23 protein-coding genes are annotated in these 22,020 nt (G+C 65.6%); 10 read left to right on the forward strand and 13 right to left on the reverse strand.

All coding sequences use genetic code 11. The features are described from left to right. Window positions 1–241 precede the first annotated feature (241 nt). The 4 genes from AB4Y40_RS15890 to AB4Y40_RS15905 all read left to right on the forward strand — a co-directional run bounded on the left by AB4Y40_RS15890 (window position 242) and on the right by AB4Y40_RS15905 (window position 3,559). Window positions 242–493, forward strand: a complete 252-nt coding sequence (locus AB4Y40_RS15890; RefSeq protein ID WP_342918972.1) for a FeoA family protein — start codon at window positions 242–244, stop codon at window positions 491–493. Beyond that, a complete protein-coding gene (locus tag AB4Y40_RS15895; protein WP_368688524.1) occupies window positions 490–2,337 on the forward strand; it encodes a ferrous iron transporter B in 1,848 nt (615 codons plus the stop codon). Before AB4Y40_RS15890 ends, AB4Y40_RS15895 begins: the two co-directional genes overlap by 4 nt. After that, complete coding sequence (locus AB4Y40_RS15900) at window positions 2,334–2,636, forward strand: DUF6587 family protein (protein WP_368688525.1); 303 nt, start codon at window positions 2,334–2,336, stop codon at window positions 2,634–2,636. The genes AB4Y40_RS15895 and AB4Y40_RS15900 overlap by 4 nt, the downstream gene beginning before the upstream one ends. Before the next feature lie 155 nt (window positions 2,637–2,791). Continuing rightward, the gene (locus AB4Y40_RS15905) at window positions 2,792–3,559 is read left to right on the forward strand and encodes a CDP-diacylglycerol diphosphatase (protein ID WP_368688526.1); all 768 of its coding nucleotides are present in this window, start codon (window positions 2,792–2,794) and stop codon (window positions 3,557–3,559) included. Window positions 3,560–3,582: 23 nt separating this feature from the next. Here the strand turns inward: AB4Y40_RS15905 and AB4Y40_RS15910 are convergent, their stop codons facing one another. Continuing rightward, window positions 3,583–4,089 (reverse strand): MarR family winged helix-turn-helix transcriptional regulator, encoded by a 507-nt coding sequence (locus tag AB4Y40_RS15910; RefSeq protein WP_368688527.1) that lies wholly within the window; start codon window positions 4,087–4,089, stop codon window positions 3,583–3,585. Between the two features lie 66 nt (window positions 4,090–4,155). On the opposite strand from AB4Y40_RS15910, the gene AB4Y40_RS15915 reads away from it, so the two are divergent. Next, window positions 4,156–4,632 (forward strand): carboxymuconolactone decarboxylase family protein, encoded by a 477-nt coding sequence (locus AB4Y40_RS15915; RefSeq protein ID WP_368688528.1) that lies wholly within the window; start codon window positions 4,156–4,158, stop codon window positions 4,630–4,632. A 220-nt stretch (window positions 4,633–4,852) separates the two neighbouring features. Here the strand turns inward: AB4Y40_RS15915 and AB4Y40_RS15920 are convergent, their stop codons facing one another. Genes AB4Y40_RS15920 through AB4Y40_RS15930 form a run of 3 tightly spaced genes read right to left on the reverse strand, consistent with a single transcriptional unit; the run spans window position 4,853 to window position 5,503 of the window. Next, window positions 4,853–5,071 (reverse strand): hypothetical protein, encoded by a 219-nt coding sequence (locus AB4Y40_RS15920; protein WP_368688529.1) that lies wholly within the window; start codon window positions 5,069–5,071, stop codon window positions 4,853–4,855. Between the two features lie 36 nt (window positions 5,072–5,107). Continuing rightward, window positions 5,108–5,284 carry a hypothetical protein gene (locus AB4Y40_RS15925; protein ID WP_368688530.1) on the reverse strand — a complete coding sequence of 59 codons (177 nt, stop codon included), beginning with the start codon at window positions 5,282–5,284 and terminating at the stop codon, window positions 5,108–5,110. A 54-nt stretch (window positions 5,285–5,338) separates the two neighbouring features. After that, complete coding sequence (locus AB4Y40_RS15930; RefSeq protein ID WP_368688531.1) at window positions 5,339–5,503, reverse strand: hypothetical protein; 165 nt, start codon at window positions 5,501–5,503, stop codon at window positions 5,339–5,341. Between AB4Y40_RS15930 and AB4Y40_RS15935 the strand changes: the two genes are divergently transcribed. Next, window positions 5,502–5,636 carry a hypothetical protein gene (locus AB4Y40_RS15935; RefSeq protein ID WP_281175080.1) on the forward strand — a complete coding sequence of 45 codons (135 nt, stop codon included), beginning with the start codon at window positions 5,502–5,504 and terminating at the stop codon, window positions 5,634–5,636. The two genes, AB4Y40_RS15930 and AB4Y40_RS15935, sit on opposite strands and share 2 nt — an antisense overlap. 90 nt (window positions 5,637–5,726) lie before the next feature. Here AB4Y40_RS15935 and AB4Y40_RS15940 read toward each other — a convergent pair whose 3' ends face one another. The 3 genes from AB4Y40_RS15940 to galU all read right to left on the reverse strand — a co-directional run bounded on the left by AB4Y40_RS15940 (window position 5,727) and on the right by galU (window position 8,912). Continuing rightward, window positions 5,727–7,055, reverse strand: coding sequence for an ATP-binding protein (locus tag AB4Y40_RS15940; protein WP_368688532.1), 1,329 nt, complete (start codon window positions 7,053–7,055; stop codon window positions 5,727–5,729). After that, window positions 7,052–7,789: a response regulator gene (locus AB4Y40_RS15945; RefSeq protein ID WP_028202613.1), complete on the reverse strand. Its 738-nt coding sequence runs from the start codon at window positions 7,787–7,789 to the stop codon at window positions 7,052–7,054. The genes AB4Y40_RS15940 and AB4Y40_RS15945 overlap by 4 nt, the downstream gene beginning before the upstream one ends. A gap of 178 nt (window positions 7,790–7,967) precedes the next feature. Beyond that, entirely contained in the window at window positions 7,968–8,912 is a 945-nt protein-coding gene (gene galU / locus AB4Y40_RS15950) for a UTP--glucose-1-phosphate uridylyltransferase GalU (protein ID WP_368688533.1), read from the reverse strand. A 313-nt stretch (window positions 8,913–9,225) separates the two neighbouring features. On the opposite strand from galU, the gene AB4Y40_RS15955 reads away from it, so the two are divergent. After that, window positions 9,226–10,071, forward strand: a complete 846-nt coding sequence (locus AB4Y40_RS15955) for a helix-turn-helix domain-containing protein (protein ID WP_368688534.1) — start codon at window positions 9,226–9,228, stop codon at window positions 10,069–10,071. A 163-nt stretch (window positions 10,072–10,234) separates the two neighbouring features. Here the strand turns inward: AB4Y40_RS15955 and AB4Y40_RS15960 are convergent, their stop codons facing one another. Genes AB4Y40_RS15960 through AB4Y40_RS15975 form a run of 4 tightly spaced genes read right to left on the reverse strand, consistent with a single transcriptional unit; the run spans window position 10,235 to window position 15,909 of the window. Continuing rightward, a complete protein-coding gene (locus AB4Y40_RS15960; RefSeq protein WP_368688535.1) occupies window positions 10,235–12,244 on the reverse strand; it encodes an acetyl-CoA carboxylase biotin carboxylase subunit in 2,010 nt (669 codons plus the stop codon). A gap of 33 nt (window positions 12,245–12,277) precedes the next feature. Next, on the reverse strand, window positions 12,278–13,066 hold the full coding sequence (locus AB4Y40_RS15965; protein ID WP_368688536.1) for an enoyl-CoA hydratase/isomerase family protein: 789 nt from the start codon (window positions 13,064–13,066) through the stop codon (window positions 12,278–12,280). Between the two features lie 18 nt (window positions 13,067–13,084). Then, window positions 13,085–14,692 (reverse strand): carboxyl transferase domain-containing protein, encoded by a 1,608-nt coding sequence (locus tag AB4Y40_RS15970; protein WP_368688537.1) that lies wholly within the window; start codon window positions 14,690–14,692, stop codon window positions 13,085–13,087. A 35-nt stretch (window positions 14,693–14,727) separates the two neighbouring features. Next, the gene (locus AB4Y40_RS15975) at window positions 14,728–15,909 is read right to left on the reverse strand and encodes an isovaleryl-CoA dehydrogenase (RefSeq protein WP_342946745.1); all 1,182 of its coding nucleotides are present in this window, start codon (window positions 15,907–15,909) and stop codon (window positions 14,728–14,730) included. A 194-nt stretch (window positions 15,910–16,103) separates the two neighbouring features. On the opposite strand from AB4Y40_RS15975, the gene AB4Y40_RS15980 reads away from it, so the two are divergent. Continuing rightward, window positions 16,104–16,829 carry a TetR/AcrR family transcriptional regulator gene (locus tag AB4Y40_RS15980; protein ID WP_368688538.1) on the forward strand — a complete coding sequence of 242 codons (726 nt, stop codon included), beginning with the start codon at window positions 16,104–16,106 and terminating at the stop codon, window positions 16,827–16,829. Here the strand turns inward: AB4Y40_RS15980 and AB4Y40_RS15985 are convergent. Continuing rightward, window positions 16,826–17,149 (reverse strand): chemotaxis protein CheW, encoded by a 324-nt coding sequence (locus AB4Y40_RS15985; protein WP_368688539.1) that lies wholly within the window; start codon window positions 17,147–17,149, stop codon window positions 16,826–16,828. The two genes, AB4Y40_RS15980 and AB4Y40_RS15985, sit on opposite strands and share 4 nt — an antisense overlap. A 447-nt stretch (window positions 17,150–17,596) precedes the next feature. On the opposite strand from AB4Y40_RS15985, the gene AB4Y40_RS15990 reads away from it, so the two are divergent. Together AB4Y40_RS15990 and AB4Y40_RS15995 are read left to right on the forward strand one after the other, a co-directional pair. Beyond that, window positions 17,597–17,995 carry a hypothetical protein gene (locus AB4Y40_RS15990; protein WP_368688540.1) on the forward strand — a complete coding sequence of 133 codons (399 nt, stop codon included), beginning with the start codon at window positions 17,597–17,599 and terminating at the stop codon, window positions 17,993–17,995. A gap of 25 nt (window positions 17,996–18,020) precedes the next feature. Further along, window positions 18,021–18,569 (forward strand): hypothetical protein, encoded by a 549-nt coding sequence (locus AB4Y40_RS15995; RefSeq protein ID WP_368688541.1) that lies wholly within the window; start codon window positions 18,021–18,023, stop codon window positions 18,567–18,569. 88 nt (window positions 18,570–18,657) lie between these two features. On the opposite strand, the gene AB4Y40_RS16000 is transcribed toward AB4Y40_RS15995, so the two are convergent. Continuing rightward, window positions 18,658–21,831, reverse strand: coding sequence for a transglycosylase domain-containing protein (locus AB4Y40_RS16000; protein WP_368688542.1), 3,174 nt, complete (start codon window positions 21,829–21,831; stop codon window positions 18,658–18,660). Window positions 21,832–22,020 lie beyond the last annotated feature (189 nt).

Here is a 22,020-nt window from a genome sequence, read left to right on the forward strand (position 1 = left end):
AGCACGCCGCGCGGCGCATGCTTGCCGCGCCGATCGTTTGATTAGCGATCCGGAATAAACCGCCTTCGCGCCGGACACCGCGCGCAACTGCGGCAAATGAGCGCACGCGCCGCCGCTACCCCGCGTCGGCCGCGGGTTCCCCGCCCACCTCGACGGACCCAAGGCGCATTTGCCGCCACAACGACCGCGCTGCCGCTACAATGAGAACGGTTCTCATTCGTTGTAAGCAAGCCCTCCACCTATGCGTCTGACCGATCTGTCCAAAGGAGCGACCGCCCTCGTTGAGCGTGTCGAGGATATCCATGCCCCCGACCCGATCGCGCAGCGTCTGCGCGACCTCGGCTTCGTTGCGGGCGAGCCCGTGCGCGTGGTTGCGCGCGCACCCTGGGGCGCGGACCCGCTGCTCGTGCAGATCGGCTCGACCCGCTTTGCCCTGCGCCGCGCGGAAGCGCAGCGCGTGAGCGTGACGACGAACGGGGAGACCGCGCAATGAGCCTGGTCCCGGTTACGCCGCTGCGCGTGGCGCTCGTCGGCAATCCCAACTGCGGCAAGACCGCGCTCTTCAATCTGCTGACCGGTGCGCGTCAGAAAGTCGCCAATTACGCGGGCGTGACGGTCGAGCGCAAGGAGGGGCGCTTCGCTACGCCCTCGGGGCGCAAGGTGCAGCTGCTCGATCTGCCGGGCGCGTACAGCCTCAATTCGACGAGCCCCGACGAGCGCGCGACGCACGACGTGCTGCTCGGCCGCTACCCGGGCGAGGCCGCGCCGGATCTGATCGTCTGCGTGGCCGACGCGACGAATCTGCGTCTGCATCTGCGCTTCGTGCTCGAAGTGCAGCGCATGGGACGCCCGATGGTGCTCGCGCTGAACATGATGGACGCCGCCAGGCGCCGCGGCGTCGAGGTGAACGTGGCGGAGCTTGCGCGCCAGCTCGGCATGCCCGTGGTCGAAACCGTGGCCGTGCGGCGCGGCGGCGCGCAAGCGCTCATCGAGCTGATCGAGCGCACGACGGCTGAAACACCGCAGACGCAAGCAGCAGCGGCCAACGACGACCTGCACGGCACGGTGCGCGCCATCCTCGCGAGCGCCGTGACGATGCCGCGCGCCACCGACGCGCGCGACGACGCCATCGACCGCTTCGCGCTGCACCCCGTCCTCGGCCCGCTGATCCTCGCGTTCGTGATGTTCCTCGTGTTCCAGGCCGTGTATTCGCTCGGCAAGCCGCTCACCGACGCCATCGGCGACGGCTTCACCTGGCTCGGCGCGGCCGCCGGCGCGGCGCTGCCCGACGGCCCGCTGCGCAGCCTCGTGACGGACGCGCTGTTCGGCGGCGTCGGCACTGTGCTCGGCTTTCTGCCCGAGATTCTGGTGCTGTTCTTCTTCATCCTCGTGCTGGAGGAGTCGGGCTACCTGCCGCGCGCGGCCTTCCTGCTCGACCGCATGATGGTGGCCGTGGGTCTCACCGGGCGCTCGTTCATCCCGCTGCTGTCGAGCTTCGCGTGCGCGATTCCCGGCGTGATGGGCACGCGCAGCATCTCCGACCCGCGCGACCGGCTCGCCACGATCCTCGTCGCGCCGCTCATGACGTGCTCGGCGCGCTTGCCCGTTTATGCGCTGCTGATCGGCGCCTTCATTCCGCACCGCATGATCTTCGGCGTGTTCAACCTGCAGGGCCTCGTGCTCTTCGCGCTCTACGCCGCCGGCATCGTCGGCGCGATGGCGGTGGGCTGGGTCATGAAGAAGCTGCGCCGCGACCACCGCGAACACGCGCTGCTCATGGAGCTGCCCTCGTACCGGCTGCCGCGCGCACGCGACGTCGCCATCGGCCTGTGGGAGCGCGGCGCGATCTTCCTCAAGCGCCTCACGGGCATCATCCTCGCGCTCACGGTGCTGATGTGGTTCATCTCCACGTTCCCCTCGCCGCCCGCAGGCGCGACGCAGCCCGCCATCGATTACTCCATCGCCGGCTATCTCGGCCGCGCGCTGCAATGGCCGTTCGCGCCGCTCGGCTTCAACTGGCAAATGAGCCTTTCGCTGATCCCCGCGTTCGCCGCGCGCGAAACGGCGGTGGCCGCGCTCGCCACGGTGTACTCGGTGGCTGGCGGCGACGCGGATACCGCCGCGCTCGGCCACACGCTCGCGCAGAACTTCTCGCTCGCCAGCGCGCTCTCGCTGATGGTGTGGTTCGCTTTCGCACCGCAATGCATGTCCACGCTCGCCGTGATCCGCCGCGAAACGCGCTCGTGGCGCGCCGTCGTGGTGTCGTTCGGCTACATGTTCGTCGTGGCCTACGCGGCCTCGTTCGTCACGTATCAGATCGCGAGGCACTTCGTATGAGCGCCGGACTCGTCGCGCAATATGCAGTGATCGCGCTGCTCGTGGCCGCGAGCTTCGTCTATACGCTGCGCAAGCTCGCGCCGAAAACGGCTACGCGCGTGCAGGCCGCCATGGCCGCCGCACTGTTGCGCCCGCAACGGAGTGCATTCATGCAGCGCCTCGGTCGCTTCGTGCAGCCCAAAGGCGCGACCGGCGATTGCGGCGACGGCTGCGGCACCTGCGGAACGTGCGGACCGACGCCGGCGGCAACGGACGCCTCGAACACGCAACCGGTGACGTTTCATCCGCGCCGCAAATAAGCCGCGCCAACCGCGCACAAGCGACTGTCACGGGCATTGCGCTACACTGCGCGCTGCGTCGCGCCGCGACGTGTACAGGCTTCGCAGCGCGGCGCGTTTGATCGAGTGAACCCAGACACTTCGTGCCGATGCGATCCTTGCGCCTTGCCCCTTTCATGCGGATGTCCCGGCTTGCCGTCGCCACGGCGGCCGTCGTTGCGCTCGCCGCGACCGGCGCCTGTGTGCGCCTCTCCGCGGTCGATTCCAACGGTCTCTGGAAAGTCGTCGGCGGCCAGTGCGTGCCGAACATGCGCGACAAGGGCCAGCCCGGCCCCTGCACCACCGTCGATTTCCAGAAGCGCTTTGCCGTGCTCAAGGACATCGCAGGGCGCGCGCAGTATCTCGTGATTCCCACCGACCGCGTGGCCGGCATCGAGAGCCCCGAGATTCTCTACGGCGGCGCGCCCGAATACTGGGTCGGCGCATGGGGCGCGGGACGCTTCGTGGAGGCGAAGCTCGGCATGCCGCTCGCCGGCAACCAGCTCGGCCTCGAGATCAATTCCTCGGAGCGCCGCACGCAGAATCAACTGCATATCCACGTCGATTGCATGCGCCCCGACATCACGAAAGCGCTCGCGCCGTATGGCGGCATCGCGCCGGGCACGTGGCGCTGGACCACGCTCGACGGCTCGCGCTACCGCGTCACGCGCGTGACGAGCCTCTCGGACAACAACAATCCGTTTCGCGTGGTCGAGCGCGATCTCGGTCCGAAACAGACCATGGCCGTGCAGACGATACTCGTGACGGGCGCAGGCCCCGATGCAAAACGCGACGGCTGGCTCGTCGTCAACAGCGGGCTCGATGTCGATGGCGGCACCGGCACGGCGGAAGGCCTGCTCGACCATGCGTGCAGCCTCGCGCAAACGAAGGGCGCTACGCAGTAACGCGCAGTCGCGCGCGGCTGCATTCAGCCCGCGTCGTCCTCGCGTGCGACGCTCACCAGCCAGCGCCTTATCACCTGCTCCTCTTCGGCCGTGAAGCCCGCGGCCATGCGCGCCTCCAGTTTCTTCACGCGCGCGCGGCACTGCCTGAGCAGCGCTTCGCCCGCATCGGTCACGTCGATCTGCTGAATGCGCCCATGCACCGCGTGCGGGCGACGCACGATCGCGCCGCCACGCTCCAGATTCGCGACGATCACGCTCACCGTTTGCGGCGTGAGCGCCGCGAGCCGCGCGAGATCGGCGCCCGAAATGCCGGGGTAGGCGGCCAGCATGGTCAGCACGACGAATTGCGGCGGCGTAATGCCGAGATCGTCGAGCGCGCGTTCCATGCGCAAACGGTGCGCCCCGCCCGCCTGGCGCAGCAGGTAGCCGAAATAGCCCGCCTCGCCGCGCTTGCCCTCGCCGACCGCCGGAATGGCGCTCGTGGGTCCGCCCCTTTCCAAAGCCGGGTCTTTCTTCGCCGTCTTGCGCATGATATCAGAGTTCGAATATGATGTTCGTGCTCTGATATTAACGGCCAAACTTCGCGAGGTCCAGTCATGTCCAGCACGTCTACCCGCATTGCTTACGAAACCTTCGTACGCGACGCCGCCCCGGTGGCCGCCGCGCTCTCCGCCATGAGCAAGGCGGTCGACGCCTCGGGGCTCGAAAAGCCGCTCACCGAGCTGCTGAAAATCCGCGCCTCGCAAATCAACGGCTGTGCGTTCTGCATTCAGTACCACCTCAACATTGCGCGCGAGAAAGCCGTGCCGCGCGTCAAGCTCGATCTCGTGGCCGCATGGCACGAGGCGCCGGAATACTTCAGCGAGCGTGAACGCGCCGCGCTGGCTTACACGGAAGCGCTGACCGCAAAGCTCCATGACGGTGTGAGCGACGCGCTCTACGAGGACGTGGCGCGCCAGTTTCCCGGCGAGCAGATGGCATTCTTGACCGCCGCCGTGGCGAATATCAATGCATGGAACCGCATTGCGGTAGCGCTGCGCTTCGCGCCGCCGGTGCGCGACGAAGCAGCCTGAGGAAAGGAAAAGTAAGGATTGCACGCATTCCTTACCTGAACTCTTTCCTCGAATTACAAAGCCGCCCCCCGCGGCGAAAGACGACATACGATTGCGCCGACTGAGTGGCCAGACCAGCCGTCTCGGTCGGGCATCGACCATATCGCACATTCACCGGGGGGTTAAACATGTCGATAAGCGCGTTATCCAGCTCCAACTCACTCTATTCGACCTGGGCCGCTTACCAGGCTGACGGGCAAAACACGAGCACCGGCCAGCTGTCGGGCATGCCCATGGCTTCGGACGCCTCGTCGGACTCGAACAACGTCAATCCGCTTGCCGCCGCCATTGCCTCGGCGCTCTCGTCGCTCGGCTTCACCACGGACAGCACGGCCAGCGCGTCCGCGAGCACCGCCAGTTCCGATTCTTCTTCCAGCTCCACCGATTCGACGTCCAGCACGTCGTCCACCTCGGCCGATGCGCTTGCCGCCGCGCTTCAGCAATTCCTCGGCGCGCTGTTCCAGGCCGCCGCACAACAGAGCGGCGTCACCACGACGGCCACGGACGACAGCAGCAACGGCAGCGCGGTGTCGTCGGCAAGCGCGACGTCGGCGACGACGGCTTCCAGTTCCAGCGCGTCGTCCACGTCGAGCGATACGAGCACGACGACCACTGCGGCAGCGATGATGCCCCCGCCGCCGCCTCCGCCGCCCTCGTCGGCAGGCGGTTACGGCAGCGATCTCGCCTCGGCGATCTCGAACCTCGCGCAGTCGCTTTCGTCGGCTTCGAGCAGCACGTCCTCCGATTCGAGCACGGCAAGCAGCAGCTCATCAAGCAGCAACAGTTCGGATAGCGAATTGACGTCCGACTTCCAGAACCTGTTGGCGGCCATGGGCGCCTCGTCGAGCAGTTCGTCGAGCGGCACGACGTCCGAGCTTCAGCAATTCCTCACGACGCTCGCGAGCAACCTGCAGCAGCAGGGCTCGGGCGCCGCGAGCGGCCTGTTCGTCAGCACGACGGCCTGACCACGACGTCCACGAGCGCCCGCTTTTTCAAGCGTTGGCACGTTTGCGCGCCGGTCCGCGAGGGCTCGGCGCGTTTTTTGTGGTGGCGTATCAGCCGTGGGCGACAGGAAAGCTGAGCTGCACGAGCAGGCCGCCGTCGGGGTGGTTCTTGACGTCGCATTGGCCGCCGCAGTCGCGCGCGAGCCGCGCGACGATGGCCAGCCCAAGGCCGCAGTGGCCTTCGCCGCCGCGCGCCGCATTCAGGCGCACGAACGGCCTCATGGCGGCGGGAATACGCTCGGGCTCGATGCCGGCGCCGTGATCGCGTACGCGTATCAGGAACGATCCGCCTTCGATCGCCGTCGAGATTTCGACCGGCGGGGCGCCATACTCGAGCGCGTTATCGACCAGATTCGTGACGAGCCGGTCCAGCGAGACCTGCGGCAGCTTGAACCGGGGACCCGCACGCAGATCGAGCACGAACAGCGGCCCGTTGCCGCCTTCGATTTCGTCAGGATTGCCAAACTGGCTTTGCAGAAACCCGTCGACGCTCAATAGCCTGCCCGCGTCGGGCGACTGCTGTGCGAACTCCAGAAACTGCTGGACGATGTGGGTGAGCGAATCGACGTCGCGCAGCATGCCGTTGCGCTCCGCCTCCTCGGCCATCAGGGTCGCGCGCAGCTTGAGCCGCGTGAGCGGCGTCTTCAGATCGTGCGCGATGCCGCTCAGCATCACCACGCGGTCGTCTTCGGCCTCGTTCACGCAGCGCATCATGTCGTTGAACGACGCACTCACGTCGCGCAGTTCGCGCGGCCCCTTGCCTTCGAGCGGCGCAATGCGCTCGCCGGTGCCGAACCGGCGCGCCGCCTGGGCGAGGCTCGCGAGCGGCTTCTGGATCTGCCAGGCAGCGAGGAACGACAGCGTGAGCGCCGCCAGCAGCATCGAAATCCCTTCGATGACGAAGCGCGGCGGCGGCGGAATATCGACCGGCACGACAACCCAGCTCGTGCTGCCCGGAAAGCGCACCCACAGTTGCGGCGGCCGCGCGTCGTCCACGGCGAACTGCGTGCCGGGCGGCAACTGTTCGCGCAGATGACGCGTCAAGTCGACGAGCGGCCTGCGCTTCGGTTCGTGCAGATGTACGTCCTTGGGCACGTTCCACACCGGCACGCGGTGCACGCGCAACACGTCGCTCAGGTCGCCCCCCCTCGGTGGCTCGAGCGAACCGCCGAGGTGCACCGGGGGCGGCAGCGTGCCGCCGCCGACGTGCTCTTCGCTCGCCACGCGCAGCGCGAGCAGGACACCACGGGCGAAGCCATCGACTTCATGGCGTGGCGGCTGGCGGGCAAGCAGCAAAAACCAGCCGAGCTGCATGGAAAGCAAAACCGCCGCCGAGAGCAACGCCATGCGCCCGAACAGCGTATTCAACGGACTTCTCACTGAATTGCTGCGCCGTGCGCCTCCGAATAATTCGCCGGATCCGGCACGAATACGTAGCCCTTGCCGCGCACGGTCTGGATATGGCGCGGATTCGACGGATCGGCTTCGATCACGCGGCGCAGACGCCAGATCGGCACGTCGAGGCTGCGTTCGTGGAACTCGCGCTCGTCGCGATGCACGATATCGTGGATCAGCGTGCGCGAAAGCACTTTGTAGGGATGCGTGGCGAATACCTTCAGCAAGGCGAATTCGCTCTCTCTCAGCGGGATCTGCGTGTCGCCGCAAGAGAGCGTGCGCATCGTGAAGTCGAGCTCGAAGTCGCCGAACCGGTAGCGCCGGCGCGCCTCCGGTGCGCTGGCGGTGGACGGGCCGCGCCGGCGCAGGATGTTCTGGATGCGCACGAGCAGTTCGTGCGGATCGAAGGGCTTGGGCAAATAGTCGTCCGCCCCGAGCGAGAGCCCGCGAATGCGGTCGCTCACGGCGCCGCGCGCGGTGACGAAAATGACGGGAATGTCGTCGCCGGCCGCGCGCAGGGCGGCTATGGCCTCGAGGCCGTCGGTCTCCGGCATCATGATGTCCAGCACCACAATGGACGGACGTTCACGCTCGAGGCGGCGCTGGAGGTGGACGCCGTCGTGCAGCACGGCCGTATCGAAGTTATGCGAGCGCAGGAAGCGGCTCAGCAGATCGCGCACGACGGGATCGTCGTCGACAATGAGGACGCTGGGGTTCATGCCGCGATTTTAAAGCAGTGCGGCGGGCGGAACCTTGCACGGTTTCTTACCAATCCTTTCTTCACATCGCCTTGAAAAAGGGTGGCATCGTCAGATACTGCCCGGTCAACACGACGTCATGTTATCGAGGCTGCCCGTTCGCGGGTAACATTCAATTCTCCTATGCAAAGGCATGGCTTCAATGCGCGAGCCCGGGCGCGACCGGCGCCGGTTGGCTCAGCATCGAACCCGCTGCCCACGCATCCAGTTGCGCCGCGCCAATGCGCTCGCGCAGCCACGCATCGAAGGTTTCCTGCAATTCCGCATGCCGCAGGGCGAAGTCGACCGTCGCCTGCACATAGCCGAGCTTGGTGCCGCAGTCGTAGCGCTTGCCAACGAACTCATAGGCCAGCACCTGCTCCTCTTCACGCATTGAATGAATAGCGGGCGTGAGCTCGATCTCGCCGTTGGCATCGGGTTTCAGCGCGCGCAAATGGTGGAAGATGCTCGGCATCAGCACGTAACGCCCAGCCACGCCAAAGCTCGACGGCGCCAGTTCGGGCGTCGGCTTTTCGATGATGCGGCTCACGCTGATCACGCGCTCGTCCCAATGCCGGCCGTCGATCACGCCATGACTCGTCGACTCGCACGACTCGAATTCTTCCACGGCGAGAACCGAGGAATCGTAATGGCTGAAGATATGGACCATTTGTGCGAGAACGGGAGGCTTGCCGTCGAGCAGATCGTCGGCGAGGACGACCGCGAACGGTTCGTCGCCAATCAGCTTTTCCGCGCAAAGTACGGCGTGTCCGAGACCGAGCGGTTCGGCTTGCCGAACATAGACGCACTCGACATTGGCCGGCTTGATGCTCTGCACGAGTTCGACGAGATTCTGCCTGCCGCGCGCCCTAAGCACGTGTTCGACCTCGTAGGACCTGTCGAAATGATCTTCGATGACGCGCTTTCCGCGGCCCGTCACAAAGATCAGCTCGGTAATGCCTGCACCGATGGCTTCTTCAACGGCATATTGAATGAGCGGTTTGTCGATGACCGGCAGCATTTCCTTCGGGCTCGCCTTCGTTGCCGGCAGAAAGCTCGTATCGATTCCCGCCACCGGGAACACAGCCTTACGAACACCAAGCATGATGACCTCACCTGTCTGGTAGCGGGGCGGTACGGCCATGGTGAAGGACGCTGGGATTTGCATTCCGACCCCAGATCCATCCATGAGACGGATCAGCTCGGCGACAAGTCCAGGGTTCGGCCGGAGAGGTCTGCCGAAAGCCAAGCTCAATGATCGCACTGTTTTTGCGCGAAGTGCGCGCGAGTGGAGGTGGCCGTACGCGGCGCGCGCAATGCCTGTGCTGCGCGGCGATTACATGGCATGTAATTGGCGAGCCGCGCATGAGTGCCTATTCTGAACACATGATCGAGTCCGCATCCAACCAGGAGAATCGATGAACCCCACGCGCCCCGACCTGAACGCGCCGCAAAGCGAACTCGGCACCCTGCTGCGCTACTGGCGTGATGCGCGTGGCGTGAGTCAACTCGATTTGTCGCTGGACGCCGGGATTTCCCAGCGGCAAATCAGCTTCATTGAGAGCGGGCGCAGCGTACCGGGCCGCGACACGCTGCTGACCCTCGCACAGACGCTCGACGTGCCCCTGCGCGAGCGCAACGCCCTGTTGCTCGCCGCCGGCTACGCGCCCGTCTATTCCGATGCGCCCTGGAACGCGCAGGAAATGCAGCATGTCGTGCGGGCGCTCGAGCGGGTCATTCGCCAGCACGATCCGTTTCCGGCCATCGTCATGGACCGGCACTGGAACGTGCTGATGGCCAACGACGCCACGCCGCGCTTCTTCGGCCACTTCATCGACATGGCGGCGCACCCAGCCCCACGCAACTTGCTGCGTTTGATGTTCGACCCTCAGGGCATGCGCCCATTCCTCGCGGACTGGGAGAACGTTTCGCGAAGCCTGCTGCAACGTGTGTATCGCGAAGCGGTCGGCCGCGTGATCGACGAAGAAACACGCACACTACTTGATGAATTGCTCGCGTTCCCCGGCGTGCCGGGCGACTGGAAAGCGCATCATGGGTCGGCCGGCACGCCCACCATGCCGGTCATTCCACTGAGTTTCATCGACGACGGCAGTGTGCTGCGCTATTTCTCGATGGTGACGAGCGTGGGTACGCCGCAAAACATCGCTGCCCAGGAATTGCGCCTCGAATGCATGTTCCCCGCCGACGACGCCACCGAAGCGCGGCATCGGGAACTGCTCGCCGCGCATGCGCAGGAACATTGAGCGGTTCTCATCCACAAGCGCGAAAAAAAGGGCGCTCCGCTTTAGCAGAGCGCCCCAGGGCAAAACTCTCACGTCGTTCTCCGGCTACAGGGGAAGCCGGAAGGGACCGATTGGCCCTGCAAGTCAAACCGCCTCAAGCAAGTTCAAGCGGGTTCAAGCAAGTTCAAGCGGCTTCGAGCACGAGCAATTGCGCGCCGTCGGCCACCTGGTCGCCTACGCCATACAAGACTTCGGTGACCTTACCGGCCGCAGGTGCGCCGATCGTGTGCTCCATCTTCATCGCCTCCATGACGATGAGCGGTGCGCCCTTCTCGACCACGGCGCCCGGCTCGACCAGCACGGCGATCACCTTGCCCGGCATGGGCGCGGTCAGACGGCCCTCGCCGTGCTCCGCATCGGCCGCATGCGCGAGCAGGTTCTGCCACTCGAACGCCATCGCCGTGCCGAGGCAGAACACATGAAACACGTCGCCGTCGATGAATACGCGGCCCGTCACGCGCCTGTCGCCGATGGTCGCGCCATATTCGTCGGCGCCCTCGCCACGCCACCACGTGTAGCGCGCCGCGTGCCCTGCATAGGCGAGGGTTTCCTCGCCGCCGTCATGCGTATGCGCCACCGTGAACGCGGTATCGCTTTCGACCTCGCGCCAGGAGAGCGATTGCGCGAAGCCGCTATTCAGGCGCCAATGCGAAAGCGCGTGCCACGGCGACGCACCATGCGCCGCGCCGCCCTCACGGCCCAGCAGCGCCGCACTCGCGAGCGCGAGCGCTTCGCGCACCGGCTTCTGCTGCGGCGAGAACAACGCGTCATGGTTACGCTCGATCAGGCCCGTGTCGAGATCGGCATTCGCAAATGGCTCGCAGGTCACGAGCCGCTGCAGAAACTCGACGTTCGTATGCGGCCCCACCACCTCGCACGCTTCGAGCGCACGCTTCATGCGCGCAAGCGCGTCCTCGCGCGTGGCGCCGTGCACGATCAGCTTCGCGATCATCGGATCGTAGAACGGCGTGATGGTGTCGCCTTCGCGCACGCCGCTGTCGATGCGCACGCTCGCGCGCTGGCCCGCTTCGCCGAGCCGGAACTCGACGCCCTCCGGCATGCGCAGATGCTTGAGCGTGCCCGTGGAGGGCAGGAAGCCGCGCGCCGGATTTTCCGCGTAAATGCGCGCTTCGAGTGCATGGCCCGTGATCGAAAGCTGCGATTGCCCGAGCGGCAGCGGTTCGCCCGCCGCCACGCGCAACTGCCATTCGACGAGATCGAGGCCCGTGATCATCTCCGTCACGGGGTGCTCGACCTGCAGGCGCGTGTTCATCTCCATGAAGTAGAAGTTAGCGCCCGTCATGATGAATTCGACGGTGCCCGCGCCCTCGTAATGCACCGCGCGCGCCGCGGCCACGGCCGCCTCGCCCATGGCGCGGCGCACCTCGTCTTCGAGGCCCGGCGCGGGCGCTTCTTCGAGCACTTTCTGGTGACGGCGCTGCACCGAGCAGTCGCGATCGAACAGGTAGACCGCGCCGCCATGCTTGTCGGCGAACACCTGGACTTCGACGTGACGCGGCCGCGTGAGGTACTTCTCGATCAGCACGCGGTCGTTGCCGAAGCTGCTGGCCGCCTCGCGCTTGCACGAAGCGAGCGCCGCCACGAAGTCCTCGCTGTGCTCGACCACGCGCATGCCCTTGCCGCCGCCGCCCGCGCTCGCCTTGAGCAGCACGGGGTAGCCCATTGCATCGGCTTCGCGCTGCAAGAGCGCGGGGTCCTGGTCGTCGCCGTGGTAGCCCGGCACGAGCGGCACGGCCGCCGCGTGCATCAGCGCCTTCGCGGCCGCTTTCGAACCCATGGCGGCGATCGCCTCGACCGGCGGCCCGATGAAGACGATGCCGGCCGCCTCGCACGCGCGCGCAAAGTCTTCGTTCTCGGAAAGAAAGCCGTAGCCGGGGTGAATGGCTTGCGCACCCGTGGCGCGCGCGGCTTCGATGATGCGCTCGTAGCGCAAATAGCTTTGCGCCGCAGCCGCTTCGCCGATATGCACGGCTTCGTCGCAGGCCGCGACGTGCTTGGCGTTCGCGTCGGCGTCCGAGTACACGGCCACGCTCTTTACGCCGAGCCGCCTGCAGGTCGCCGCGACCCGGCATGCGATTTCGCCGCGGTTGGCGATCAGGATTTTGTTGAACATGTGCTGTCCTCGCTTCGTTTCCTGCTTCTTGCCTTATTGATCGCGCCAGCGCGGCGTGCGCTTTTCAAGGAACGACGACACGCCGTCGCGCCCTTCTTCGCTCGCGCGAATACGCGCGATGCGAACGGCGGTATCTTCGATCAAGGCGTCGTCGATCGTCTGGCCGGCGATGTCCTGCACGAGCTGCTTGCACTCGCGCACGGCATTCGGGCTGTTCGCACAGAGCGTTTCGGTGATGCGTTGCACGGTGGCGTCGAGGTCTTCGGCACTCACGGCCTCGCTCACGAGGCCGAGCCGCTGCGCGGTGGCGCAGTCGAACGCTTCGGCCGTGACGAAGTAGCGGCGCGAAGCCTGCTCGCCTAGCGCGCGGATCACGTAAGGCGCGATCGTGGCGGGCATGAGACCGAGGCGCGCTTCGGAAAGACAGAAGTGCGCGCTTTCCATGGCCACCACGATGTCCGCCGCACACACGAGACCCATGCCGCCCGCGTAGGCGTCGCCATGCACGCGGGCGACTACCGGCTTCGGACAGCGGTAGACCGCCGAGAGCATCTGCGCGAGACGCATGGCGTCCGCGCGGTTCTCCGCGTCGGAGTAGCAGGCCATCTTGCGCATCCAGTTCAGGTCCGCGCCTGCGCAAAAAGCCTTGCCGCTGCCGGCGAGCACGATCGCGCGCACGTCGTCGCGCGCGCCGAGCGCGGTGAACGCGGCCGTGACGTCCGCGATCATCGCTTCGTTGAACGCGTTGCGCACTTCAGGGCGATTGAGCGTGACGGTCGCCACGTGTCCGGCAACTTCTACGGTGAGCGTTTCGTATTGCATTGTCTGGTCCTCAATGCATCACATGCGGAACACGCCGAAGCGCGTCTCTTCGATCGGCGCGTTCATCGTGGCGGAAAGGCCCAGGCCGAGCACATCGCGCGTTTGCGCCGGGTCGATCACGCCGTCGTCCCACAGGCGTGCGCTCGCGTAATACGGATGGCCCTGCAACTCGTATTGATCGCGAATCGGCTGCTTGAACGCGTTTTCTTCTTCGGCGCTCCACGTGCCGCCCTTCGCTTCGATGCCGTCGCGGCGCACCGTGGCGAGCACGGATGCGGCCTGCTCGCCGCCCATCACCGAAATGCGCGCGTTCGGCCACATCCACAGGAAGCGCGGCGAATACGCGCGGCCGCACATGCCGTAGTTGCCCGCGCCAAACGAACCGCCAATGATGACCGTGAATTTCGGCACCTTGGCCGTGGCCACGGCCGTCACCATCTTCGCGCCATTGCGCGCAATGCCCTCGTTTTCGTACTTGCGGCCCACCATGAAGCCCGTGATGTTCTGCAGGAACACGAGCGGAATCTTGCGCTGGCAGCACAGCTCGATGAAGTGCGTGCCCTTCAGCGCCGACTCGGAAAACAGAATGCCGTTGTTCGCGATGATGCCGACCGGGTGGCCCCAGATGTGCGCAAAGCCGGTCACGAGCGTGGTGCCGTAGCGCGCCTTGAATTCGTCGAAAGCCGAGTCGTCGACGATGCGGGCGATCACCTCGCGCACGTCGAAGGGCTTGCGCGTATCCACGGGAATCACGCCATAGAGGCTTTTCGCGTCGAAGCGCGGCGGCAGCGGCTCGCGCAGCACCACGGGCGGTGTCTTCGTGCGGTTCAGGTTGCCGACGATCGAACGCGCAATGGCCAGCGCATGCGCATCGTTCTGCGCGAGATGGTCGACCACGCCGGAAAGACGCGTATGGACGTCGCCGCCGCCCAGGTCCTCGGCGCTCACTTCCTCGCCCGTCGCCGCTTTCACGAGCGGCGGGCCGCCGAGGAAAATCGTGCCCTGGTTCTTCACGATGATCGACTCGTCGCTCATGGCCGGTACATACGCGCCGCCCGCCGTGCACGAGCCCATCACCACCGCGATCTGGGGAATGCCCTGTGCAGAGAGATTCGCCTGGTTGTAAAAGATGCGGCCGAAGTGATCGCGGTCCGGAAACACCTCGTCCTGGTTCGGCAGGTTCGCGCCACCCGAATCGACGAGATACACGCAAGGCAGGTTGTTTTCCTGGGCGATTTCCTGCGCGCGCACGTGCTTCTTCACCGTGACCGGATAGTACGTGCCGCCCTTCACCGTGGCGTCATTGCAGACGATCACGCATTCCTGCCCCGCAATGCGGCCGATGCCCGTGATGATGCCCGCGCCCGGTGCGTCGTCGTTGTACATGCCGTAGGCCGCGAGCTGCGAGAGCTCCAGAAACGGCGTGCCCGGATCGACCAGTTGCGCGATGCGATCGCGCGGCAGCAGTTTGCCGCGCGAAAGGTGCTTGTCGCGCGAGGCCTCGCCGCCGCCCAGTGACAGCTTCTGGATCTTCTCGCGCAGGTCCGCGACGAGCGCTTCCAGTGCCGCGGTATTGGCCTTGAAGTCTTCCGAACGCGGGTTGAGCTTCGATTCGATGACCGGCATCCCGTCCTCCCTTCGTTACCGTGAGTTGCTCAGGATTACATGGTTTCCGCGAACAGCTCGCGGCCGATCAACATGCGGCGAATCTCGCTCGTACCCGCGCCGATTTCGTAGAGCTTCGCGTCGCGCCAGAGACGCCCGACCGGATACTCGTTGATATAGCCATTGCCACCGAGGATCTGGATCGCTTCGCCCGCCATCCACGTGGCTTTTTCCGCGGTGTAGAGAATCACGCCCGCGCAGTCCTTGCGCACCTGGCGCACGTGGTCCCGGCCGAGCGTATCGAGCTGGCGGCCCACCGCGTAGAGATACGCGCGGCACGCCTGGTAGGTCGTATAGAGGTCCGCGACCTTGCCTTGGATGAGCTGGAATTCGCCGATGGCCTGACCGAACTGCTTGCGGTCGTGGATGTACGGCACGACCGCGTCCATGACCGCGGCCATGATGCCGGTGGGACCGCCCGCCAGCACGGCGCGCTCGTAGTCCAGGCCGCTCATCAGCACCTTCACGCCGCCGTTGAGCTGGCCGAGGATGTTTTCTTCGGGCACCTCCACGTCCTGGAACACCAGTTCGCCCGTGTGCGAGCCGCGCATGCCGAGCTTGTCGAGCTTCTGCGCAACCGAAAAGCCCTTCATGCCCTTCTCGACGATGAACGCCGTAATGCCGCGCGAACCCGCTTCAGGGTCGGTTTTCGCGTAGACGACCAGCGTGTCGCAATCCGGGCCGTTGGTGATCCACATCTTCGTGCCGTTGAGCACGTAGCGGTCGCCCTTCTTTTCGGCGCGCAGCTTCATGCTCACGACGTCCGAGCCGGCGTTGGGCTCGCTCATGGCGAGCGCGCCGACGTGCTCGCCGGAAACGAGCTTCGGCAGATATTTGCGCTTTTGCGCTTCGGTGCCGTTACGGTGGATCTGGTTCACACACAGGTTCGAATGCGCGCCGTACGACAGGCCGACCGACGCAGACGCGCGCGAAATTTCCTCCATCGCGACCATGTGCGCCGTGTAGCCCATGTTCGCGCCGCCGTATTCCTCCGAGACCGTCATGCCGAGCACGCCCAGGTCGCCGAACTTGCGCCAGAGGTCCATCGGGAACTGGTCGGTGCGGTCGATTTCGCCCGCGCGCGGTGCGATTTCCTTCGCCGCGAAGCCAGCGATGCTGTCGCGCAGCATTTCGACTTCTTCGCCAAGCGGGAACTGCAAACCGGGTACGTTGCTCATGTGTGTCTCCAGGGAATCTCGAACCGGGCGTAGCTTCGCCCCATGGACGCACATTTCACGCCAGATTTACGTTAACGTCAATAGGTATTTCTGAGTGACGCTCAAGTTGTCATGTAGATGAAATTTCCTTGTCTGGCGGCGTTTTTTTCGCGGATAATTCATTCCATCCTGACGTAAATTGAATCAAGCTCAATATGGAAGCCGTTGCCCCGAAAGCCGTCCTGCCCGCGTCGCGCCGCCAGCCGGCGGGCCGCAAGTCGCAGCAGCGCGTGCGCGAGATCCTGCAGGCGGGGCGCGAAGTGTTCTCGGAAAAAGGGTACGCACGCGCCACCACGGCCGAGATCGCCCAGCGGCTCGGTGTGTCCGAGGCGACGGTGTTCAGCTACTTTCGGGGCAAACGGGAGTTGTGCGCGCGCGTGATCGGCGACTGGTATGACGAATCGATCGCCGCGATCGAAGGCGGCCTGCCGCGCGACGGCACCGTGCGCCAGCAGTTCGCATTCATCGTGCGCATGCATCTGCAGTTGATGCTGGAGAGCGGCACCGGCATCTGCGAACTGGTGCTCTCGGAAGGCCGCACGCGGCACCACGATCTGAGCGAAGCGCTCGTGGAAATGCAGCGCCGCTACACGGCGCCGCTCATGCGCGTGCTCGCGCGCGGCCAGGAGAGCGGACAGATCCGCAACGACCTGCCGCTGCGGCTGCTGCGCTCGCTGGTCTTCGGGCCCATGGAGCATGTGCTGTGGGACGCGACGCTCGCCAACCGCCGCACGGACATCGACGCCACGGCCGAGCGCCTCGTCGATGCGCTCTGGTCGGCGCTGCAGCCGCCCAACCTCGAACTCGCCGCGCTCGCGCAGTTCAGCCAGGACGTGGGCGAAGCCGTGCGCCGGCTCGAGCGCGAACGCGCCGCGCGCTAGCCGGCGCGCGCTCGCCGGGGATCAGACGGCCGCTTCCTCGGCAACGCGCGCGCTATCTTCGGCCGCCATTCAGGCAGCAACTGCTTCAGATCGACCACGGAAATCAATGTGGCGCGCTGGTTGAAGAGCCCGAGCCGATACGGCGGCGCGAGCGGGACGGCCGCCAGCGTCTCGGGCGGATTGATGACTTCCTGCAAGCCGGCCACCGGCAGCGCAATCCCGGCACGGGCCAGATGGAACGAGCCGTACAGTTCGACGTTCGGACCGGCGGCAAGCGCAGTCCACCGACGAGGCCAGCAGCATCGCGACAAGACAAGCAAGCATTTTATTCATGTCGCAATCCTTATTAATTATGAAAGGACGCCGTGGCGCGCCCTGGCGGTGAGGCGCGCACGGTCTACGTCACTCTGACGAAGGGCGTGTGCCCGGAAAATCGATACGGCGTCTTGATTTGTGATGGCGAGGAGAGCCGTCCACGTCGTATCGAGCACAGGCGGCAAGCGCATCGATATCCAATTATTACAACCGGTCGAGGCACGCTCGCACCTCATTGCACGCATTTCTGGGAAAAATGGAGCGCGAAGCGAGCCGTTGCGCGCCGAACGCACTCCGGGGGCCCTTTGCGCCCTGCCAGCCCGGCACCTTCTGTAACAACTCGAAAAATCGGTGCAACTCGCGTAATTGCATTGGTTCCGGCAATGTCATAGCGTTCGATAATTGGCTGGCGCGCGCCGTTGCTTCGGCCTGCCCGTTTCTGGAGATCGTGTGTGAGAAGGTCGAAACTGTTTCTCGGGGCCGCTGCGGCCGCGCTGATCGGCGTGTGCGGCGTAGCACAGGCGGCGCGTGTGGGCGTGTATTTCGGCGCAGGCGTGCCGTATTACTACCCGGTCGCGCCCGCGCCTTACTACTACGCGCCGCCGCCGGCCGTCATCGTCGCGCCGCCGCCCCAGGCGCCCGACTACATCGAGCAGGGGCAAGCCGGCGTCCCGGCGATGGACCCGCAGCAGGGCCCCGACTATGCCGCGCCTGGCAATGCAGCAGGCGACCAGCAGGCAAACCCCGACACCTGGTATTACTGCGACGAGTCGAAAACCTACTATCCGTATGTAAAGCAATGTTCGTCGGGCTGGCGCGCGGTCCCCGCCCAGCCGGCGCCGTCGAACTGAACACCTTGAAAATATCGAGCCGCACATGAAATACACGTATCTCGCGCTACTCGCCACAGCGGGGCTGCTGAGCGCATGCGCCGTGACGCCCACGGGGCCGAGCGTGATGGCCCTGCCTGGCACGGGCAAGACTTTCGATCAGTTCCGTGCCGACGACGCGAACTGCCGCCAGTTCGCTTTCCAGCAGGTAGGCGGCGTCACATCGAACCAGGCGGCAACCGGCGCCGGCGTGGGCAGCGCCGTGGTCGGTACGGCGCTCGGCGCTGCCGCGGGCGCCGCATTTGGCGGCGGCCAGGGCGCGGCCATCGGCGCGGGCGCGGGCCTGCTCGCGGGCAGCGCGGTCGGCATGGGCAACGCACAGGGTTCCGCATGGGACGTGCAGCGCCGTTACGACTACGCTTATCTGCAATGCATGTACGCCACCGGCAACCGCATCCCGGCGCCCGGTAACATGACAATGTCGCAGCCTCAGCAGTTCCAGGCGCCTCAGCAGCAGTTCCAGACAGCGCCGCAACCGCGTTATTTGCCGCCGCCCCCGCCGGGGTCGCCGCCTCCGCCGCCGAGCGGATACTGAAGCTGAAGCGGATATAAACCGCATAAAGAAGAACGCGAGACCTGGTGCATCTGCACCAGTCTCGCGTTTTGCTTTGGATTCCGAATAATCAGTGCGCGTCGTCGAATTCGAGCCCCTTGCCGTTCCACACCACACGGCGCATTTCGCCCGACTGCGGGTCGATGAGCGTCATCTGCTGCGCGGCGTGGACAGGATCGGTTTTCTCATCGCGGTCCGTCGCAGACCTGGATTCGAGCAGCGGCTGCAGCACCGGCGCGAGCGACTTCAGCAGTTGCACCGACAACGCGCTCGTGAACGTATAGCGCGCCGCGTACGGCTCATGCACCCATGCCGTGAGCGTGCCGTAGAAGCGGTTGCCGATCACGAACACGAAGGTCGCGCTGCGGTTCACCTTGCGCGATTCGATGAGCCGCGCGCCCGGCGCGTACACGTTGAAGCGCTGGTCGCCGGTACCGGTCTTGCCGTACACGGGCAGCGTCTTGCCGTCGGGGAGCGTCATGCCGTCCGCGAGGCGCTTGGCCGTGCCGCCCTCCACCACCGACGTCAGCAGCTCGCGCACCACCTGCGAAATTTCCGGCGAGATCAACGCCTGCGGCTGCGCGGACGCATGCACGAAGTGCGTCTCGTACGGCGTGCCGCGCGCGAAGTCGAGCGACTCGAAGCTATGCGTCGGCAGCTTTTCGCCATTGCTCGAAATCAGGCCGATGAGTTGCGCGAGCGCCGCGGGCCGGTCGCCCGACGCACCGATCGCCGCGCCATAAGAAGGCGTGATGCTGTCGAACGGATAACCGACCGCGCGCCATGACTTGCCGATCGCGTCATACGCCCGCAGCTCGATCATGTGGCGAATGCGCCGGTTCTGGGTCGCGTGATACTTCGTCTTGAAGAGCCAGCTGTAGGTGTAGAGGCGCGTGTCGCGGCTCTCCTGCTGGACCTGCGCGAGCGTCGCATCCGGGTGCACGCGCATGTAATTCAGCAGCCACAGTTCGAGCGGATGAATGCCCGCAATATAGCCGCGGTCATTGAGGTTGAATTTGTCGATGGCGTACTTGTCGTAGTAGTGCGCGAGGTCTTCGTCGTCGAGCCACTGGAACTTCGTGTTCTTGAGTTGCGCGCGCATCTGTGCATCGAACCACGGCAGCTTGCCGTCGGGTTTCACGCTGCGCAGCACGGTCGCAATGCGCGCCGGGCCCTTGCGCGTGTGCTGCAGCAGGATCGCCAGCGCTTCGTCGTTGCTCTTGCCCGCGTAGCGCGTGTAGAAGCGCTTCATATAGACCTGGCTCTCACCATCGGCAAACTGCGTGAGAAAACGCGTGCGCACGACAGGATCGTCGAGCCATTGCGCGGGCGGCCCCGACGTCTGGATCATCTCGTAGTGGACGATATCGCGCATGAGCCGCACGAACACCAGATTCACCGAATGCTGGAACGCGCGGTGCACGGTCAGAATCTGCGCGTTGTCGCTCGACTCGAAATTATTGAAGCTCTGCGCGCCGCCGCCGGTGTAGAACGTCTCGCCCGGGCTGGCCGAGTACTTGCGCTCGACGGCCGCTTCCAGCATGGAATGCAGCGAGCGGTCGGACGTCTTCGAAAGATAGTCGATCGCCCAGCGTGTGAGTGCGTCGCTCGGATCGACTTGCGGCAGCATCGCGCGCAGCGACTTCGCGTCGTCGGCCGCGTAGCGCGCGTGCAGCGCGCTCACGATCTGCAGATATGTCACGAGCGTGCGCAGCTTGGCCGTCGACCCCAGATTGAGGCGCGCGCCCGAATTGATGTCGAACGGCTGGTTCACGCTGTCCGTTTGCACGCGCACGAGGTTCTCGCCGCTGCTGCGCTCGAACAGCGTGAAGCTATACGCGATCTTCGAAGGATCGTCGGCGGGACGCAGCATCTCGAAGCCGACCAGACCCGCCTGGCGCGCGCCGTCCTTGGTCGCGGCGTCGGCGAGGCGGTCGCTCACGGCCTGCTGCACGCTGTCGACCAGCGTGGCCGTGGCGGTCAGATCGAGGCGGTCGAGGTCGTAAAGCGTCTTCAGCCCCAGCGCCTGCATGAGCTGGGTGCGCAGCGTCAGCACCGCCTTGCGCTCCACGAAGGAAACCGGCACGCGCTGCGACGGCTTCGAGCGGTCGAGCGTGAGCTGCGTGGCGAGCGCGGCGTCGCGCAGCGCCGGCGTAATCACGCCGCCGGCGCCGAGCAGGCGGATATAGCTGTCGGTCAGCTTCGCGAGCGCCTCGTTGTTCTTTTGCAGGAAGTACGAAGGCGCGCGCTGGGCGATCAGCAGCGAGAGCACCTGGCGGAACGCCAGCGCCTGCGCGTCGAGCGTCTCGGGCGTCAGCGGCGCGCGCAGGACGCGATTGACTTCGCGGAAGTCGCGCCCATACCAGGCGGCGAGGCCGTCGCCGAGACCGTTGACTTCGCCCACACCCGGCTTGGCGGAGAGCGGCACGGAATTCAGGTAGTGCACGAGAATCTGCTGGCGCGCAGGCATGGTCTGCGGGCCGTCCAGATACGCGCGCAGCGACGCGGACGCGATCTGGCGCAGCTTCTCCGGCGGCGTGGAGGTGCGGCCGCCTGTCGAGTGCCGGAACTTCTCGATCTGCGTGGCGAGCGTGCTGCCGCCCGGCGTTTGCTGATGCTGGTTCACGAGGCGCGCACCCTGATCGACGAGCGCGCGGCTAAAGCGTCCCCAGTCGATGGCGGGATTGCGGTTCGGCTGGTCCTGGGCCAGCAGGTATTTGTCTTCGATGAAAAGCAGCGAGTCGCGCACCACAGCCGGCACCGCGTCGAAATTCTCGTACGCGCGCTGCGGATAACGCGTATGGAAGAGCGTCGCACCGGAAGCGTCGCGCAGTACGATGCCGGCCTGATCCTTTTCTTCGAACGGCAGGAAAAGCCCCTCGTCGGCGACGGCGATCATGCGATCTGAATCGCGCGCCTGCGCGGCAATCGCGAAACCGCGTTCCGCAAGCCGGTTCTCGAAGGTGGGCAGTTGCGCATAACCGAGCCGCACGTCGTACGGCCCGTTCGCGGTGGGAAAGCGGATGTTGTGGCTCGGCCCGTTCTCGACCGTAAAACCGATGTCGCGCGTGAGTTCGGAGAGATAGCGCGCCTGCAGGCGCGACGTGTCGATTTCGATCTGAACGATGCGCGCGATGATGACGAGGGCAGCCAGAAACGCGACGACGAATCCCCACTTGACCCACCTGAAGAGTGAGCCAGCGCCAGCGGCGCGAACAGGAAAGCGTACCGATGGGCGGTTCATGCGTATTCTCCTGACGTCACGTCAGATTTCCAGACGGCACCCCTTAAATAGTCTATCTCGCTCCGTAGGTTCTTGCGCGCCAGTATGTAGGGCTTCGCACGCACGTCGCACTGCCGCAACACCGATGCCCGGCGCGTGACAGTTTTGCGGCATTTTGCGCCGGCGCCGTGGCACGGCACATGCTCCCGA

Origin of the sequence: Paraburkholderia sp. EG287B, assembly GCF_040965595.1 — a bacterium.
GTDB lineage: Bacteria > Pseudomonadota > Gammaproteobacteria > Burkholderiales > Burkholderiaceae > Paraburkholderia.